16 protein-coding genes and 1 tRNA gene are annotated in these 19,383 nt (G+C 35.5%); 4 read left to right on the plus strand and 13 right to left on the minus strand.

Going from position 1 to position 19,383, the window contains the following annotated elements:
* Positions 1-31: 31 nt before the first annotated feature.
* The 3 genes from IPI65_15860 to IPI65_15870 form a co-directional block, all read right to left on the minus strand.
* The gene (locus tag IPI65_15860) at positions 32-385 is read right to left on the minus strand and encodes a nuclear transport factor 2 family protein (protein ID MBK7442944.1); all 354 of its coding nucleotides are present in this window, start codon (positions 383-385) and stop codon (positions 32-34) included.
* The gene (locus IPI65_15865) at positions 385-1,833 is read right to left on the minus strand and encodes an aminoacyl-histidine dipeptidase (GenBank protein ID MBK7442945.1); all 1,449 of its coding nucleotides are present in this window, start codon (positions 1,831-1,833) and stop codon (positions 385-387) included. Before IPI65_15865 ends, IPI65_15860 begins: the two co-directional genes overlap by 1 nt.
* A gap of 78 nt (positions 1,834-1,911) precedes the next feature.
* On the minus strand, positions 1,912-3,165 hold the full coding sequence (locus tag IPI65_15870) for a PKD domain-containing protein (protein MBK7442946.1): 1,254 nt from the start codon (positions 3,163-3,165) through the stop codon (positions 1,912-1,914).
* A 224-nt stretch (positions 3,166-3,389) separates the two neighbouring features.
* Between IPI65_15870 and IPI65_15875 the strand changes: the two genes are divergently transcribed.
* From IPI65_15875 to IPI65_15885, 3 genes are all read left to right on the plus strand, one after another.
* Positions 3,390-4,232 carry an endonuclease/exonuclease/phosphatase family protein gene (locus IPI65_15875; protein ID MBK7442947.1) on the plus strand — a complete coding sequence of 281 codons (843 nt, stop codon included), beginning with the start codon at positions 3,390-3,392 and terminating at the stop codon, positions 4,230-4,232.
* A 35-nt stretch (positions 4,233-4,267) separates the two neighbouring features.
* Complete coding sequence (locus IPI65_15880; GenBank protein MBK7442948.1) at positions 4,268-4,741, plus strand: hypothetical protein; 474 nt, start codon at positions 4,268-4,270, stop codon at positions 4,739-4,741.
* A 71-nt stretch (positions 4,742-4,812) separates the two neighbouring features.
* The gene (locus IPI65_15885) at positions 4,813-5,199 is read left to right on the plus strand and encodes a hypothetical protein (protein MBK7442949.1); all 387 of its coding nucleotides are present in this window, start codon (positions 4,813-4,815) and stop codon (positions 5,197-5,199) included.
* 18 nt (positions 5,200-5,217) lie between these two features.
* Here the strand turns inward: IPI65_15885 and IPI65_15890 are convergent, their stop codons facing one another.
* Positions 5,218-6,855: a T9SS type A sorting domain-containing protein gene (locus tag IPI65_15890; protein MBK7442950.1), complete on the minus strand. Its 1,638-nt coding sequence runs from the start codon at positions 6,853-6,855 to the stop codon at positions 5,218-5,220.
* A 136-nt stretch (positions 6,856-6,991) separates the two neighbouring features.
* On the opposite strand from IPI65_15890, the gene IPI65_15895 reads away from it, so the two are divergent.
* Positions 6,992-7,792 carry a peptidylprolyl isomerase gene (locus IPI65_15895; GenBank protein ID MBK7442951.1) on the plus strand — a complete coding sequence of 267 codons (801 nt, stop codon included), beginning with the start codon at positions 6,992-6,994 and terminating at the stop codon, positions 7,790-7,792.
* A 167-nt stretch (positions 7,793-7,959) separates the two neighbouring features.
* Here IPI65_15895 and IPI65_15900 read toward each other — a convergent pair whose 3' ends face one another.
* From IPI65_15900 to IPI65_15940, 9 genes are all read right to left on the minus strand, one after another.
* Positions 7,960-10,857 (minus strand): VCBS repeat-containing protein, encoded by a 2,898-nt coding sequence (locus IPI65_15900; GenBank protein ID MBK7442952.1) that lies wholly within the window; start codon positions 10,855-10,857, stop codon positions 7,960-7,962.
* 399 nt (positions 10,858-11,256) lie between these two features.
* Positions 11,257-11,329, minus strand: a tRNA-Phe gene (locus IPI65_15905).
* A 93-nt stretch (positions 11,330-11,422) separates the two neighbouring features.
* Positions 11,423-13,726, minus strand: coding sequence for a hypothetical protein (locus IPI65_15910; GenBank protein MBK7442953.1), 2,304 nt, complete (start codon positions 13,724-13,726; stop codon positions 11,423-11,425).
* A 1-nt stretch (position 13,727) separates the two neighbouring features.
* The gene (locus IPI65_15915) at positions 13,728-14,444 is read right to left on the minus strand and encodes a glycosyltransferase (protein MBK7442954.1); all 717 of its coding nucleotides are present in this window, start codon (positions 14,442-14,444) and stop codon (positions 13,728-13,730) included.
* A 3-nt stretch (positions 14,445-14,447) separates the two neighbouring features.
* Entirely contained in the window at positions 14,448-15,167 is a 720-nt protein-coding gene (locus IPI65_15920) for a glycosyltransferase family 2 protein (GenBank protein MBK7442955.1), read from the minus strand.
* A gap of 49 nt (positions 15,168-15,216) precedes the next feature.
* Entirely contained in the window at positions 15,217-16,011 is a 795-nt protein-coding gene (locus IPI65_15925) for a lytic transglycosylase domain-containing protein (GenBank protein MBK7442956.1), read from the minus strand.
* 179 nt (positions 16,012-16,190) lie between these two features.
* Positions 16,191-16,766 (minus strand): DUF2480 family protein, encoded by a 576-nt coding sequence (locus IPI65_15930; protein MBK7442957.1) that lies wholly within the window; start codon positions 16,764-16,766, stop codon positions 16,191-16,193.
* A 76-nt stretch (positions 16,767-16,842) separates the two neighbouring features.
* A complete protein-coding gene (locus IPI65_15935; GenBank protein ID MBK7442958.1) occupies positions 16,843-19,023 on the minus strand; it encodes a peptidylprolyl isomerase in 2,181 nt (726 codons plus the stop codon).
* 108 nt (positions 19,024-19,131) lie between these two features.
* Positions 19,132-19,353, minus strand: a complete 222-nt coding sequence (locus IPI65_15940; GenBank protein MBK7442959.1) for a hypothetical protein — start codon at positions 19,351-19,353, stop codon at positions 19,132-19,134.
* Between the last annotated feature and the right edge of the window lie 30 nt (positions 19,354-19,383).

Consider the following 19,383-nt stretch of genomic DNA (forward strand, 5'->3'; position numbering starts at 1 on the left):
GCTTTATTTTGGTTGCAAGCAATATAGTATTTTAACCATGATAAACTCTGGAAGCAATAATTTTTCCGTTTTTTACCTCCAGAATTTCTGCTACGGCCATATCGGGTTCAGAACCAACAATCCGTGTGTATTCCATAAAGGCACAGTTGTCATTTGCCGTAATTCTTTCTTCCCGATATTGTAAGTGTGGTAATCTTTCGAATGCATCTTGCCACCATAAACGCATTGCCGCTTTCCCAATTATTAATCCGTTTGTTTCGGGTTGGCGCTGTTTTAATTTCGGACTAAAATGTTGGGCATTGTCATCGTACAGATTTAACAAAGCATCTAAATTATGTTCATTAAATGCCTGCAGCCATAATTTTGCAACAGTATGTGGTGACATTAATTTTTAGGAATGTCTTTTAGTATTTCCAATAAAAATTTCCAGAATTTTTGAACAGAATTAATATTCACTTTTTCATCAGGTGAATGCGGATGTTTAATTGTTGGACCAAATGAAATCATATCCATACCATGATATCGCTCCCCTAAAATACCACATTCAAGTCCGGCATGAATGGCCATTACGTGTGGTTTTTCACCAAATAATTCAGCATATTTATTTTCCATCAGTTTTAAAATAGCAGAATCCGGATTCGGTGCCCAGCCTGGATAAGCGCCTGCGTGTTCAACATCGCAACCCATTAATTTTAAAGGTGCTCCAACCGTATAGGCAACATTATATTTTGCAGATTCTACAGATGAACGCTGTAAACTTTGTGTTATAAATTTTCCATCTTTAATAGATACACGTGCAAATGATGATGATGTTTCCACTAAACCCGGAATTGCCGAACTCATGCAAAATACACCGTTATGCACTGACTGAATTGCGGTAGTAATTTTTTGCGTATCTGATTTACTTAAAACAGCAGTTGGCAAATCTGTTTTTGATATTACAATATTTAAGCCTTCATCTTGTAAGGCATATTCATTTTTAATTGCTTCAGCGCGATTATTAAATTCGGTTACATAACTTTCATCTGTTACAATAATTGTAGCAAACGATTCACGCGGAATAGCATTGCGTAAACTTCCACCATCAATGGTAACAATTTGCAAACCAAATTTTTCGCACTGATACATCATGCGATTCATAATTTTGTTTGCGTTACCTCGCTCCAAATGAATATCTACCCCACTATGTCCACCTTTTAAACCATTTACTGTTATTTGATAAGCAATTGCGCCTGCAGGCGTATTTTCGGAAGTGTAATTATACATCGTATTGGTATCTATACCACCGGCACAACCAATTGAAAACTCATCATCGTCTTCAGTATCCAGGTTAAGCAATATTTTACCCTCCAATAAACCTTTATCCAGTTTAAATGCACCTGTCATGCCCGTTTCTTCATCAATTGTAAATAAAGCCTCTAAAGCAGGGTGCGGAATATCAGTAGATGTAAGTAAACTCATTATTGAAGCAACACCAATACCATTATCGGCACCCAAAGTTGTTCCTTTTGCTTTTACCCATTCACCATCAATATAAGATTGAATTCCCTGTGTGCTGAAATCAAAATTTGTGTCGGAATTTTTTTGATGTACCATATCAAGGTGCGACTGTAATACAACAGTTTTGCGGTCTTCCATGCCAGCAGTTGCCGGTTTGTAGATAATCACATTTCCAATACTGTCTACTACTGTTTTCAGGCCTAAACCTTCACCAAAGGCCTTCATAAAAGCAATTATACGCTCTTCTTTTTTTGAGGGACGGGGAATGGCATTTATATCTTCGAAATGATTCCAAAGTGCTGCTGGTTGCAGAGATCTTACTGTATCAGACATGATTTTTGTTTTTGCAGGATAAAGGTAGTCAAATAATCAAAATGACAACATCGAAAAACTGTAAAAAATGATATAAAATTAATTGTTGTGTAGAAAAACACCGGAATATCGTAAGTGGCCATTTTCAGTACATAACACAGAAAAAATGCCTGATGGCAGATCAGTTAAATTAATTTGAAATAAATTGCCATTAATTGACTCCTGTTGCAAAATTAATTTGCCTGTAGCATCATAAATAGCACATCTGGAATTATTCATTGGTTGTTGCGATTGAATAAATAACAAATCTTGTGCAGGATTAGGAAATAATACTAATTTATTTTCCGCTAAATCATTTACACCGGCAACAATAAATAATTCCTCACATTTTGTATCAGGACCACCAATGTTTGTGGCTGTTAGGCAAACTAAATAACTACCATCATCAGCATATACATGTATTGGATTTTGTTCCGTTGATATTTCGCCATCACCAAAATCCCAGTTCCACAATATAGGATCATTGGTAGATAAATCAACAAACGCAACACCAAGGTCGATGATTAAATAATCAAAATCAGCTACCGGAAACGGATAAGCATAAATTATGGAAACCTCCTGACAATAAGTATTTGAGCCGCCTGCATTGGTTGCAGTTAAGCACACATTAAAAGTTCCATTATCAGTATAACTGTGCTCCGGATTTTGTTCAGTTGATGTAGTGCCATCACCAAAATCCCAATACCATTCAAAAGGGTCGAGTGTAGAATTATCGATAAAAGTAACTGTTGGATCACCACTAAAAGTAAAGGCAGCCACAGTTGTTGTATAAGTGGTAATGGAAACTGTTTTACAGGTATAGTTTGTGCCGCCGGGATTTCCTACCGATAAACAGGCATTGTATTCGCCATTAGTTAAATAAGTATGGGTGGGATTTACATCAGCGCTAATATCTCCATCACCAAAAAACCAATCCCATGTTGTCGGAAAATTTGTACTCATATCCGTAAACATGACAGTTGGATCACCACTAAAACTAAAATCGGCGGAAGGCGCATAATAGGTAATTAGTGTATCACAAAAATTATCGCTGCCATCAGGATTGGTGGTTTCCAGACAAACCGTGTAAATACCTGGGAGATCGTAGTGATGAAATGGATGTAAATCGGTTGATGTGGCTCCATCACCAAAATCCCAAAAATAGGTTTCACCCTCAATACTTTCGTTTAGAAAAAACACATCTGCACCAATACCTACAAATTCAATGTAATAGGAAAAGTCTGCAAGAGGTATATCTGCAGCAGCGCGGTTCATGCCAAAAAGTAAAAGTAAACTGCCTAGTGTCCATTTCATATAAGTAAATGTAAGGCTGTAAAATTTAATTTCCGAATAATTATTGATGTTTAACATATTGATGAACTGAAGATTGACATAGTTCCGGCTGGTCTTAAACAGTTTACGAATTGGTCATTGGAAAACATTTTCAATAAAAAATTAAATAATTGATTGAAGCTTAAATGATAATGCCCTCGAAATGATGTGCTGTTAAATTTATTTTGTAATTTCGAAAACGATTTATGAAAAGAATTATATGTAATGTTTTTATTGGCTTGATTTTTTGTTTTGGACAGAAGGGGTTTGCACAATTATTTCCTGTAATGAGTTATAATATTCGATACGACAATCCTGCAGATGGTGAAAATAGTTGGGATAACAGGAAGGCAGATTTAGTTGCTATGTTACAACAAACACATCCTTATATTTTGGGTATTCAGGAAGGACTTTTTCAACAGGTGCAATACATCGATAAAGCATTGGTTCAATATAAATTTATAGGTGTTGGCCGTGAGGATGGTAAACAAAAAGGTGAGTTTGCAGCGATATATTATGATACTTCAAAATTGGAGCTGATGGCAGGTGGAACATTTTGGCTTTCTGCTTCAGGCGATACAGCATCTACAGGCTGGGATGCAGCATTACCAAGAATTTGCACATATGGATTATTCAAAATGATTGAAACAGGTAAACAATTTTACGTGTTTAATTGCCATTTCGATCATATTGGGGAAGAGGCACGATTATCATCTGCAAAATTAATTAAACAAAAAATAGATGCACTTAATATTACTAATTATCCGGTAATATGGTTGGGCGATTTTAATTGTTTGCCGGATAGTGCGCCAATAAAATATATAACCCAATATTATGATGATTGTAGAGTAAACTCGAAATTTCACTTTGATGAAAATGAAGGCACTTTTAATGGTTTCGATGTAAACGCGGAGCCAACAAAACGGATTGATTATATGTTTGTCAAGAAAATAAATATTGATATGTATATTGCTATTGCCACTAAAAGAAAAAATGGCTTATGGATTTCCGATCACTTGCCAATTGAGGCATGGATTGAGCTGCTTTAAAATATATTTTCAATTTTTTCGTCTTTAATTTCACCATGGAAAACCGTTTAATTCTTACATCAAAAACCAGTGTGGCATATAGCATGACGCTTGTTGTGTTTATGTTTTTTGCGGTGATTGGCATTGTTATTTTTTCACACATTGAGTCTAAATGGTCACCTTACTTCCAGGGCTTTATTGCTATTGGATATTTATTGTACGTGCTTGATTACATCTTTTCAAACAGACGTGTTTATTTTTATATTGACCATATGATAATAAAATACACATTTACGCGTAAAGTAAAAAGGATAGATTATAATGAATTTGTTAATTTTTTATACGAGCCTAATTTAAAACCCAGCAGATTAATTCGGAGAACAATAAGTGAAAATGGTTTAATTAAAATTGAAATAAAAGATAAACCCCCTTTCAGACTTTCTGAAATGCAGTTCGAAAATTTTTCTATCATGCGCGTGTTGCTGCAGGAAGTAATACGAGATGAGTTTAATCCTGATGAATGGTATTAAGCAGATATTAAATGAAGGCAATTTCCAATATTTATAAATAATTTGTATTATTGCTTATAAAACTATAAAATATGAAGGCACTACTACTAGGAATCTTATTTAGCATGAGTTTGGGCGTTTTTGCGCAAGCACCTGATTGCTCAGAGGCAAAGGTGGGCAATTTTGAAATTAAACAGCAAGGCGGATCCACGCAGATTAAACGGACAGAAAAGTATCAATATGAAACTGCGGGTAAAATTAAAATAACCACACGTATTGAATGGACAAGTGATTGTAGTTATAAGCTTATTTTTGTAAAAGCAAACAAAGCTTATTACAAAGCTACAGGCGCAAAAAAAGGTGATTCAAGCCCTGATGTTTTAGTGGACATTATAAAAAAAGATGGCAACGTTTATTATATTCAGGTTCACGTTGAAGGAATGGAACAAATGGATATGAAGCTGATAAAATTGGAATGATTAAAAACAATTTTCAGATTAAAATTTAATTATTTTATCTGAAATAATTTGTTGATCATTTATTAGTTGAATAATATATAATCCCGGTGTAAATTCAGACAAATCAACTGAAATTATACCGGGATTTATTATTTGATATTGTCCTTTTAAAAAAGTGTGGCTTTTGCCATTTATATCAGTAATTAAAATTGGTCCATCATAATTTGTCAGGTTCACATTAATAATTAAATTGTCGTTAACGGGGCTGGGATATAATAACATTTCAAAGGGCTTCACTTCAGCATCTACAGTTGCAACATTTATATTTAAGCCGATTGTATCATCAACAAAAAAATACATAAAAACAGCCATCTCATCTTCAGATGTCATTCCAAAACTAACCGGTTCGGGACCATTATTAATAAAGCTGGTTTTAGAAATAAATCCGTTTTTCCATTTAACAGGTAACATGTTATCCCACTTTCTGGTAGGTGGATGCTGAAAGTCATATATCTCATCTAAACAATCCGGTGCTCCTAAGGTTGCGCCACAGCTTGCATCAAAAATATGATCACCCAGGCTGCCATCTTCATTACGTTTATAAATATCAAAATCGGAACCGTATTTATGGGTGTGGCTGGTCATTGCCCAAACAAATAATTCATCTTCTCCGTGTCCGTTCCCGTAAGCAGTATCAACAAATGTATGCGGTAAACTATCGTTTGGAATAAATATATCGGAATTTGATTTACGAATTGTTTGCATTATTTGAATTGCTGTTCCTGCCGTTTGCGTGTAAACATTTATGTATACTTCACAAGCCAAAGTTTTATCGGGACTGTAATTAATATAATGTGAATTTAAATCCAGTAAAGTATTTGCCTCCCAACTAAAAGCGGTATGCGGGGGTAAATTCAAACTATCACTAAATTGTTGAGCAAAAACAACATCTACACCTGCAAAATCGGGACCATCATGTAATCCGAACGGAACTGTTTCTGCGATAGTTAAATTATTAAATTTATACATCAAAAAATGATGCGAATAACTACTCATTAATGTTTCGAATTTAATTATTTCTGTAGTTGAGGTAATTTCCGGATCAAATTTGTCCCAATATTCATGTTCTTCACCCGGCCATAAAAAAAACGGGCCAAAATGAATTTGATAACCGGTTCCTGCTGTTGGAGGTGCGGGCGGTGAGGGAACAGATTGTATACCATCATTATCATAAAAGTCTGCAATAATTGCTTCATCAACTACAAATCCTGTTTCGGGTGCACTAAACAAAATCCATTGTCTAACCAACTCGATTTGTTTATTATCCAGTGGCGCTGCATCCTGAGGACATGCGGCACCTTCCCCTGCACTAAGAGCAACATCTAATGCAAGCCCGTTATTAATTTTAGAAAACAAAAAACTTTTATACGGATTTCCCGGCTTTACCAGTTTGTAATTTTTACCGGCTGCAGTAATGTTTGTCGGTGTTACATCATAAAGTTGTGTATACAGGATGTCAGATGTTTCAGTCAGATTTAAACCACTAACATGACCGGGTATATGGCAACTGCTGCAATTGCTTTGAATAATATTATAAACGGCTTCCCAAGTAGAAGTTTGGCCATAACTGATTGAATAACAGGTAATTAAGACGGTAAGGATAAAATATTTGCGCATAATGGGTAATGTAGGTTAATCGAAAATACCACTATTTTTCAAATTCTTTAAATTGTTAAACCAATAATTTTTTTTCAATGTTAACTTTTGTTTGTAAATGCAACAGTTATATTTGTATGAGTTAAAATTTACATAAATGAAAAAATTATTCTTAGTTGCTTCAGTTTGTTTTGGGATATTAAAGTGCACTACAGTAAATGCACAAACAGATATCATATTTTACACAACTATGGGTACATTCGAAGCTGAAATGTATGATACTTTGCAACCGATAACTGCAGGGAATTTTATTGATTTAGTTGAAGCAGAATTTTATGACGGAATTATTTTTCATCGTGTTGTTGCTGATTTTGTAATTCAGGGAGGTGATCCACTGGGAACAGGTTTTGGTGGACCCGGTTATACTATTGAAGATGAATTTGATACATTAGCCAGTAACATAAAAAAGGCTTTAGGTATGGCCAATGCCGGACCAAATACCGGTGGCAGTCAGTTTTATATTAACTTGGTGAGCAATACCTATCTTGACCCCAATTATCCTGTATTCGGAATCGTAACAGAAAATTTTGAAGTAGTTGAAGCTATAGGTGAAGTGCCGGTAAATGCAGCTGATAAACCAATAACCCCGGTTGTTATGGACAGCGTAAGAATTAAAGGAGCAGGTCCCACATCTATTCAAAATAGCACTGCAGATTTAATAAACATTTCCATTTCGCCCAACCCTGCATCAGACTTTATAAATATTAATGTTTCCGATTTTGCAGGAAAAAACACCCTCACATTAATAAATAATTCCGGCCAAACATTTTGGGAAGCACCATTAACATCTACATTACAAATACCGGTATCCGATTTTGCTGCAGGTAATTATTTTATTGTGGTAAAAGATGAAAGTGGGAGGTTTGTGGAGGTTAGGAAGTTGGTTGTGGGGAGGTGAGAGTGAGGTGTGACTTTTGGATGAGTTTTTAATATGTACTAAGGGAGTTGTTTTTCAATTTAATTTGTGTAACGTTTGATTGAAATATAAAAAAAGTTAAAATCAAGCCCGTTATAAGAAAATGCTTAAATGATAAAGCATCCCTTTAACTTTTGACAAATAAAATATTATTTAAAAACCTTCCCCGCTTGCCTTTTATTATTTTTCACGTCTATGAGTTCAATCAGATATACTCCTTCTGCAAATTGGGAACAATCAATTATAATTGTTGCAGAACTTTCGTTTGCATTAATGCGTGCAACACAATCACCATTAATTGAATAGAGATTTATTACATTTATTTCCGAAAGCGCATGGTAGGTAATGAATAATTGTTGTTGAGCGGCATTATAATAGGATTGAATATTCAACTCATTATCCATATCATGATTTATTAATGGATAGTCGTTGTCAATAATATCATACAATGTATAACGGGCCAATAACAAATCGTAGATGTTGTGCACACTATACGCTTCAGTGAATAATATGCCTGGGTCGGTGCTATCCATTTCGATATCGTTTTTTGCAGTAATAATTATTTTTTGTTCATTTAATGCTGTGGAATCAGCATTAAATAACATTGTAAATACATGTGGATCGGGGCTTGAAAGCGTGAGCTCGTATTCGGGGTCATATGTATCTTTTGCATTAAATTTTATATAACAAATTTCTGCCGGAATTGTATTTAATCGAACCGATATTGTATCGTTATAATATATATTTTCATCTAAGGTAAGGCTGTCATTAGAGTGTTCTACAATTACATATACAGGTTCAGGATTTATCTCAATGACAAATGCCGAATCTCCGGGAAAAAAGTCCTCATCGGGTACACCAGCAATTTCTGCAATACCATCCTCATTAATATCTGTTGCAATTGCAAAATTGTAATTGAATGTCATAGCTGCTGGTATAGAATCAAGCCCGGATATTGCATTGTTATGATAATAATAAGTGTGATAACTGCCGGAAATTACGTCTAGGCGGCCATCTTGATCCATATCTTCAACCAAAGTGATTCCACTATAATATCCATCGCTAATATTACTTCTTAGTATGGGATCAGTAAATACTCCGGCTTCATTCAAGCAGACAAACAAGTCACCATTTATAGTAATAACTAAATCAAGGTCTTCATCATTATCTTCATCAATTATATTGAAAGTGCGGATTGAGTCTACTGCTATTAAATCATGAATATCCGAAAAGTTGCCGGCACCATCTAAATTTTCCCACCAACCCAAATTTCCGGTTGTAAAATTAATTGACATAACATCCATATCGCCATCCTCATCCATATCGCCCGATTTTGTGATGTTTTGGGTCGGAGTATCTTCAAATGAAATCATATGTTTAGTGAATGTGCCACCGCCCATTTCATTTTTCAACCAGTAAGTATTAAACTGAGGAGTATATATTTCAAAACCCTCATCATCATAACCGGCGAAATAATAATTTGGATAGCTTGCTACAACATCTATAAATCCATCACCATCAATATCAGCACTTATAGGATAAATTAAGATTTCAGTTGCAGCAATTGAAGGGCTTGCATAATTACCTTGACCAGGTAAATTCTTGTAAACCCGTAACACTTTATACTCATCTTCATACAAACATTCCATACAACCAGAATAGGAATTTGTAAAAATGTCCTCAAGACCATCGTTGTCATAATCAAAAGTCAAGAATGAAGAAATATCAAAAAGTTGTGCAACACTATCCGGTTTTAAAATGAATTCAATAGAATTAGCAATTGTATCAAAAAAATAACTGTTGATTCGGCCGTTTCTATCATATAGTATTATCTCATTTTCGTCGCTACCGTTTTCATCAATAAAGCTCAAACCTTTTGGCTCGGCTCTCATTTGTGCTAATTGTTTATATCCAGAAAAAGGGCCAGCAACTGTCACATTTGTCGACCAAATAACTCCACCATTTACAGAAATTGCTAAATCATCCAAACCATCATCATTAATATCCGCTAAATTTCCTTTTTTGAAACCTGTCATATCAAACTGTGGTGGTGTGAAGCTCAACAAATTATTAATGCCGCCTAATGTTTCATCGCTGGTGCCGTATAGGATATGACCATTAACCGGATAACCATCTATCACCCCAGAAATATTATCCACAAAAACAATATCAGGAAAAATATCATTATTTATAAACCCCGTAAAAATATTTAAAACGTCTGCAGGCTCGTAGTAATTAACTGCATCTGTAAAATTACCCAAGCCATCATTATAGAGAATAAACAAACCATTATCATCATCAAAATAGGATTGTCCGGCACCTATCAGCAAATCCAAATCATTATCCCCTTGAAGATCGGTAAACGTCATACATTTCATATTTTCAATCTCCTCAATAATTGATTCAAATGAAAAAAATTCTCCGCCCAAATTTTCAATCCAACAAACCTTATCTTCTAAAGTTGAAGTGATAATATCCATATCACCATCATTGTCAAAATCACCGGTAGCATATTCGTTTGGAAAATAGGTAAGTTCAAAAATGGTGTGTGTAATAAATTCATCGCCTTCGGAATATACATTTTCTGCCCAGATTAATTCTTGGGCGATAGTTGTAGTGTATATGACATCATCATCACCATCAGAATCCAAATCAGCAACAGTGAATGGAAAAGTATAAGCACCTACGATCGGGGCATAAATAGTGTGTTCTTCGAATTCAAGTCCGGTGCCAGATATGTTTAAGTTATAGGTAATTTCAATATACCAACTATGAGAACTAACAATATCTAAATAACCATCTCCATTTATATCGCTCAACACAAAGTGATCTGCTACAATATTTAGCATATGTTGCTGAGTTGAAAAGGTGGTTCCAGTGTTTTCAAACCACATCATGTAAAAGTAGTCTCCACCACCAACAACTATATCCAAATCACCGTCAGAATCCATATCTCCTGTTTCCACCTGATCGGAATTATCCCTGAACGTTTTGGAATCAATTTCCCATCGTTGAGGAATTTGGGCGTAAATGCTCAGTGAAAACAATAATGGAATTAAGATTATTGATCTTAATAGGTTTGGAAAATGAAACATGGGTTGTATTTTAATTTCAAATGTAGGTAGTCCGACCCAGAAATGCTTTTGGTTTTGAGCGAAATACCGGTTTTAGTATGCGAAGTGACTAGAATATTTAGTTAAGTAAATAGTTTCGTATTTAAATACGAAGAACCGCATGTAATCTACTTATACATATAATCAAAAACTCCTTAATAGCAAAATCACATTTTGAACTTCACCTTAAAGTGAAAAAGCTTGATGTACTTTATAGATAACACACATTTTTAGCTCCGTAAGCCCCAAGTAGAGCTCCTACGTCGCTCACTTCGGGGCACCCTAAAGTGAAAAAGCCTGATGCGGGAGCATCAGGCTTTTTCTACTTTAGGGTGGTGTGGGGCGGGATCGAACCGTCGACACAAGGATTTTCAGTCCTTTGCTCTACCAACTGAGCTACCGCACCATCTTTTATTCCAATCCGCCGGGGCGGGCGAAAATCAATACTTTTTGAGGGAAATTGACTTTCTATCGGACTGCAAAGGTAATATTTAGCAGTTTATTTTCCAATACTAAAGTTGTTTACCATAAAAATTTTGTCGGAATCCACGTCGTAGTAGGCGTTAAATGCCGTATGTCGTATCAAAAGCTCATCGTACCAGGCCTTACTGTTGTCGCTCGTTACTACCCTGATTTGTTTTACTGCCGGAACTACCTCGAAATTTTCTGAAGCCCGCACCCAGCCTGACATGACATCGGTTGAGAGCGTGGGTGTGATGCTGTGTTCGGCGATTAATTCACCGTTTTGACCCAGGAAATAGAGCGTTAAATAAGGGTAGGCGACATCTTTGATGCTGTTTGTAATCCAACAACTGGCTTCTATCCAGATTGGGTCGGCAGTGGACACGGGGATATTGGCGAGTTCTGTTTCGGCTTTGTTGTTACAAAAGGCACCTTTTCCCAGAAATGCTGTTTCAGTTGGGTTGTTCTCAAAACTATTTCTGAAAAATATCTGCAATGGTTTTTCACTCCAATATGAAGTTCCTGTAGTGCTTACGAATTGATGCAGGGAGTCTTTTACTGCATGATAATCAGCAATAGCAATATTGTCACCTTTTGCATGGGCCGCACTCATGTCGAAGGCATATAATTCAAAACCGCTTTTTTCTGCAAATTTTGTAGCGTGTTCTAATAAATATTGCTCACCTGCATTTTGGGGTAAGCCATGGGCCATTATTAATAATTTATCTAATGAAAATACACCTGTGGAACTTGAATTATTGATATATGGATGTGCAACCAACTGCACATTATTCATGGTTTCGCTTAACGATGTTCTGCTCATCATATAATTTACCACAGGCAATTTGGTTTGATAAGCCAATTCCAATGCCTTCATAAAATAATCACCTTGTGTTCTGTCGATATATAATTTCTCTGAACCCTGAAACATGGATGGCAAAAATAATATCGCATCAAAATCATCTGCCTGATAAGGTGTATTCGTTAACATGTCGGAGAAATAAATGTTTTTTCCGTCAAATGGATTTGAAACATTGTAACGTTGTAATTCTATTCCTGTATGACTGAAATACGATAAACTTTCTGCACAAAAAAATACGGTCGTACTTATAAAAAACAAGTTTGCTGTTTTCGGGTGTCGTTTATGTATTTTCTTTTGTAATAAATAAATTAAAACTGCGATAAATACTAAATAAAAATAATAAAAACCCCATGCAAATCTGCCGGGCGAGCGAAATTGTTTCAATGGTGTGATGATATCCAATAAAAATTCTAATCCGAGATTAAAAGGAAATGTCATTGAAAATAATAACATCAACACACCGGTAAAAACAAATGCCCCTAAATCACCGGGTAACAATAAAAATGATTTTTTTAATGATTTTTTATAGGCTAACCTTTTAATAAAAATAAATAAAAGGATGAATAAAAATATTAATCCCATATATCCCACATAAGCGTAACCTTCGGGATTTGCCTGCCCCATGTTTAAAAACTTTTTACCCCAGTTTGCTAATGAGCCGCCATCAGGTAAAAATACTGTTTGGAAATTTGCCTTATATCTGAAAAACCCGTAAGGTGTTTCCGGCCGGTCTGTTACCGTATCCGTAAAATGCATGAAGGTCATGATGGCCAGCAATGGAATTCCGGCAGCAGCAATTAATTTAAAAACAGCAATATAATTTTTTCTATGCTGCACAAATAAAACTAAAGCATGAAACCCAATTAATAATCCGCCGATTAAAACATAATACATGTGGATGAGTCCAAATATAATTACCAATGTTAGCAAACTCAATAAGGGGAGTAACCTGTAATTTTTTTCTTTAACCTGTATAATCCGCCACCAAATCCAGGGAATAAAAACGGTATAACCTAATGCGAAGTGACCGTAAAACCTTTCTATCTGCGGCCCCATCAAACCAATGGCCAATGCCATAATTGCTGCATACCAGGCCGGCATGCGGTAATATTTAAGTATTTTATACAGTAATAAAATCCCAAAAAACAATGAAACAAACAATAGTATATTTAAAATTCCAATCGTATAATTTTGAATGGGATAGATATTATTATCTACAAAATTTAAAACCCAGCTAATTAAAGGTTGGTTGTCGGTAAAAACTACATGTTCGCCATAGGGATAATTCATCCCGGTAAAATGTGTTCCGTTGTCGTTTGCAATAAACCAGGCGGGGGTAAATAAATTTTTAAATGCATCTCCGCCGGAGGCTAGTAAATATTGATTGGGATGAAAAATTATTTTACTGAAAATACCGCAAATGAGCAGCATGCTTACAACAATAAGCACCAATAGCGGATTCTTTTTAAAAAAGTGCATATTAAAGACTTTTAAAAAATATTTTCAGGAAGTTTCCTGCTTCAGTAAATAATATTCCGGCACGCATACTGCTAAATTGAATATTTTCTTTCAATTCGATTTCTACCGGTTTAATTTTTATTATGTTGTTTCTTGAGGCAAGAAAAATAAATTCTAAATCAAATAAATAACGGTCGATTGTGGTGGATAAAAATATCGTTTTTCCGGTTTTATTAAATCCCTTTAAACCACATTGTGTATCATTTACTTTTAATCGCAAAACAAATCCAGTGCAACTGCGCAACAACCTAGAAATAAAACGCCTGAAAGCAGGAACGTGTTTATAATAATTTTTATCTTTTACACCGGCTGCGATATCACATTGTGATGTTGTTAATTCATCCAATATTTTTAAAATACTTTCTGTAGTATAAGGAAAATCAACATCTGTATAAATACATAAATCGGCTGTTGAACTTTCAATGCCTTTTCTTAAAGCAAAACCTTTCCCTCTGTTTTCGGAATAATTGATATAATTAAAATTACCAATTTCGTTTTTTAATCTGATGATATCTTCCGGTATAATTCCTTTTGAAGAACCATCATTTACCAGTGTGATATTTATTTTGGTTTCCGGAAGTTTATTTTGAAGGTCATGAAAAGCTGCAATAATATGTTGTGCCCAATCCGTTCCGGGATTATAGCAGGGTAAAACGATATCGAGTTCAGCTAATTTCAAATATTAATTAAATAGTCCATAACGTAAAATACAATAAATGGCTCTGAAACCATCTTTCCAATTTATTTTTTTCCCTTCAGCATAAGTACGTCCATAATAGGAAATACCAACTTCGTAGATGGTAATTTTTTTAATTTTTGCTAATTTTTGTGTGAGCTCGGGCTCAAAACCAAATCTGTTTTCTTTTAATTTAATGGACTGTAAAATTGATGTCCGAACCAGTTTATAACAGGTTTCCATATCTGTTAAATTTAAATTACTGAACATGTTGGATAAACTTGTTAAAAATTTATTTCCGATAGAATGCCAGTAAAATAATATACGATGTGGATTGCCGCCTATAAAACGACTGCCATACACAACATCTGCATTGCGCTCAATAACAGGTTTTAGCAAATCATTAAACTCAACTGGATCATATTCAAGGTCGGCATCTTGCACAATGGTATAATCGCCGGTTGCATTGCCAATTCCGGTATGTAATGCAGCACCTTTACCTTTATTTTTTTCATGATGGAAAGCACGAATATTCACCTGCGGATTAGATTCAATAAATTGTTGCAGGTGTTCGGCCGTTTTATCGCGGGAGCAATCGTTTACTACAATTATTTCCATTGAAATATTGTGCAGCAGCTTAACACCCGCTAAAGTGGTAAGAATGGTTTGAATTGTAGCCTCTTCATTGTAAGCCGGCACAATTACACTGAGTTTTTTTACCTCCATGGTTAAGGTGGTAAAAATAAAGTATTTGCCTGTGATTGGGAAACGTAACTTATTGCGACCCTGATGGTTTATCAGTTGCCGTTAGTGGCAGCTTTATAGTATAGGATTGACCGGTTTTAACGGTTAGCAAGGTGCTGCGCAGCCACGGATTATAGTATTTCAACATTTTATAGTTGGTATTGTGTTTTTGCGCAAAAACTGCCAAATCAGGTATTGTCGAATCTATTTTAATGATTTTGTATTCAAGGGGATTATATAAATCTTCCTTATTTAAAAAGAAACCATATTTCTGGGTGTTTTCAAAAATGATTTTATAAGCTAAAGCGCGAAAAATATATCGGGATGTTTCTTCTTTTAGATATAAGTCGTAGTACGCATTTTCTTTTTGATAACTAACTGATCCTTCAATAGAACCCATTCCTGCATTATAACTTGCACCTGCTAAGGTCCAATTGCCAAATTTTGCATAGGCATCTTTTAAATATTTTGTAGCAGCGAGTGTTGATTTTTCCATATCATAACGTTCATCTACTTCTGCATTAATTGTTAATCCATACTGTAAACCGGTGCCTTTTAAAAATTGCCAGTAGCCATGTGCATCGGATGGAGAAATAACATTGCGTAAACCACTTTCTGCTATGGCCAGATATTTAAAATCGTCAGGAATATTATTTTCTTTTAATACTTTTTCAATAATTGGAAACCAGCGGTTTGCGAGTTTTAAATTTTGAATCATATTAGAATGCCAATAGCCGTTAACGGTTAATTCACGGTCTAAACGTTCGCGTACTTCTTCATCTGTGAGAGGAACAGGTTCGCCTGCAAAACTAACGGAGGCAGGCATTTTAGCGGCAAAATACCGTATCGTATTTACATCATCAGCCAGGGTGCGCAAGGTATCGGTACTTACAGAAAGTTGCTCCGTATTACCCGTAGTATTATTTCCGGAAACGGCATATCCGATAAATATGGCTATTCCGACAAATGCACCAATGAGGATGTAATGTATCTTTTTCAAATTATTTATTTTTTCTTGTAAACAGGTACGGTTGAACAAGGCTCACCATACATTATACTTTTAGCTAAGGGCCTTAAAATTTTTGTTATTTCCAGATATGCTTCCGCGGGAACAGGTTTATCGCTGCATCCTTTAATTACTACTCGTTGGTCAACAAATTGAGTTGTGTCGATATGTGCGAGCGAATTGCGATATAATTGAACAATTACTTCATTTACCGTTCCCATGGTAACTGTTTTGGCAAATGGTTCTGCCTGAGCAACAATTAACATCCAGGCCCAGTTTGGAATAATTGCATCTGCAGAGCAAAAAATGGCAAGGTGTTTATCCGTGTAATCAGACCAATTAATAGCAGCCAATGCTTCACGAAAATCTTTTTCACGAAGAATCAACCCTTTAAAAAGGTAGTCCTTTAAATCGAATGCGATGATATTTTTTTCATCCGGAAAATAATCTTCCAAATCGAACGAAACGATACCGCTTTGTGCTACTTTATTTACAAATTCCACGATTACCTGATTAGCTGTTAGTTCAAATTTACGTAATTCTTTAAACAACTTTCCCGCAGAAAGCGCCGGCATTTAAGTGCTTGAGGCGTAACCTGCGGGAAATGTTAAGAACTATACTGTTCTAAACGAAGCTTAACCCAAAAAAGTTTTAATCTCCGTATAAATATCGGTTATCCGTTACTTTGGCTTTTTCTTTCAGTTCATTCAACAATGTTTGTCCCTGAAATTTGTTTTGCATTACACTGGTCAACTGATTTTTGTTGATGGTATAATCGGTTGCTTCAGGAACCGGTGCAAACTCAATAGGCATTAGGATATAAACACCGCGCATACCTTCAATAACTGCAGTTGTTTTACCAATTTCAGTGGCAAAAGCAGCTCCAATAGCCTTTGGTTCGCGACCAAGAATTGGTGCATTTGGTGAACCCATGCTTGCATTACGAATGGTATCAACACGAGCGCCAACTTTAGCTGCAATAGCATCCATTGAACCTGCGCTCATGGCATCTTGTAATTGTTTTGCAAGTTGTTCCGCTTTTTTCTCTTTAATAACTTCCTGCTCAACTACTTCTCTAACATTTTCTAATTCAGCAACACCGTTTACGCGTAATTCTTTTACATAAGCAACAATTACACGTTCAGACATGTTGAAGAATTTAAATTCATCTTTTTCAGCATCAAAAGCCCATGTAATTATTTCACGTGTATTTTCGATACCCGGAACTTCATATAAATTTTTTGTGAGCGGCTGTGTAACGCGTTTAAATAATCTACTATCAATTACACCTTGTTCAAAATCTTCCGGTGTTTGATATTTTTCATAAAAAGCAGTTGCTGCTTTTTCAATTGAATCGATGGTTTCTTTACCCGGCTCAATTACTTTACTTAAGTAAGCAACATTAACAAATTCTTTTTTAGCATGTAATTCAGTTATTTCCATAATATGGTAACCATATTGTGTTTTAATAACTGATGACTTACCGGTAGTTCCTGTTTCGAATAAATATTTTTTTAATTCAGGGAAGAAGTTTAATGATGGTGTTGCCCAGCCTAAATCGCCACCCTGTTGAGCTGAGCTTTGATCATCTGAATATTGGATAGCCATTGCATTAAAATCTGCACCATTATTATCAATTGCATTTTTAATACTATCAGCGAATGCTTTTGATTTAATACTATCGCGTTCAGGCGTAATTGCAACAAATATCTGACGCGCTTTTACTGAGTCAGGCATGTTGGTGCGGTTCTTAATTTTTGCAACACGATACATTCCACCATTTTCAAACGGACCAACTAAACCACCAACCGGAGTTGTAAAATAACTTGCAACTACAGCAGAGTCGATACCTTGTGTATATAAATCGTTGCGTGTGTAGTTTGAATTACCGTATTTATCCGGGTCATCAGAACGTGTAGCAATAAAAGTTGAATCGTTTTTAGCTGCAGCCATTTTAGTGATATTTTCACTTAATGCTTTTAATGTTGCAGCACTGTCGGCAGCAGTCGGATAAAAATCCCAGCTCACATATTCTACAATACGACCTTCAGTTTGTTTGTATTTATTTTTGTTTTCGTTGTAATATTTTTTCAAATCTTCATCAGAAACTTTAATGGTAGAATCTGCAATTGAAGCATAAGGTAAAGTAATCATTGCAAATGTGCCACGTGTATTTGAAACAGTGTAAGCACGTTTTGCCATCCATTCAGGAACGTAAGATGATTTTGTAAAGAGGTTCAGATATTTTGTTTGTTTGTAATCGCGTTTTGCAACCTGCTCACGTGAAACAAATTGATAATATTCCTGACGTGCCTGTGCATTATTTTTTTGTGTTTCAGGATTAGAAACATTGTCGACAAACCCCGGTAATACCGAAGGATCGTACTGACCGGTTTGTGAAAGACCGATATAGTAATTTTTAATTACAGGATGTGGATCTGGTCCGTAAATGATGTTACTGAATTCTTTATCGGTAAGTGATAAACCTAATTCGTTGAGGTTTTTATCGATTAATTTTTCGTTAACATAGTCGGTCCAGGCTTTTTCACCTAACTCGAACTGAGTTCTGGGGTCAAGTTGGTATTGACCTTGTTCGTAAGCCAAAACCTGGTTGTTGAATGTCAGATATTCGAGAATAGCTTTACCACGACGGTCGCTAAATTCGTCACGGGAAACTTCTTCACCATCAATTTCTGCAAATTTGGGGGCTTTGTTTTTGTTGAAGATACCGGTGTTTGAGTTGGTAGCGTCTTGCACCAAAAACAGTATCAAACTCAGGGCTATCAAGCCTACGACTACCCATGAATACTGGCGAATCTTTGAAATTAGCATATTATAATGTCAGATTTTTTATGATATTGGGGTTGCAAAGGTAGTGGAAGCAATGTGGAAAACAAAACCCAAACCCTATGTAGCCTTATTTTTAAGGTAAAAAACGTGTCAGGGGTTTTTAGCTTGCTGCTCCGCTTCTTTCTTTTTGTAGTAAGATTCGAGGTATTTGCGGTTTTTCTTTTTGAAGCGGTACATGAAATAAGCGATGCCTGAAGTAAAAATGGTGATAAAAATATAAGAGCCATATGCTTCACCATTTATAGCTTTGGTTATGGCCAAAACAAGTGCCACACAAGCCACAAACAGCCAGAGCACTTCAAAAATTTTCATCAGTTTAAGGTATCCGTTCATATAGGTTGC

This window comes from Bacteroidota bacterium (assembly GCA_016706255.1).
GTDB lineage: Bacteria > Bacteroidota > Bacteroidia > Chitinophagales > BACL12 > UBA7236.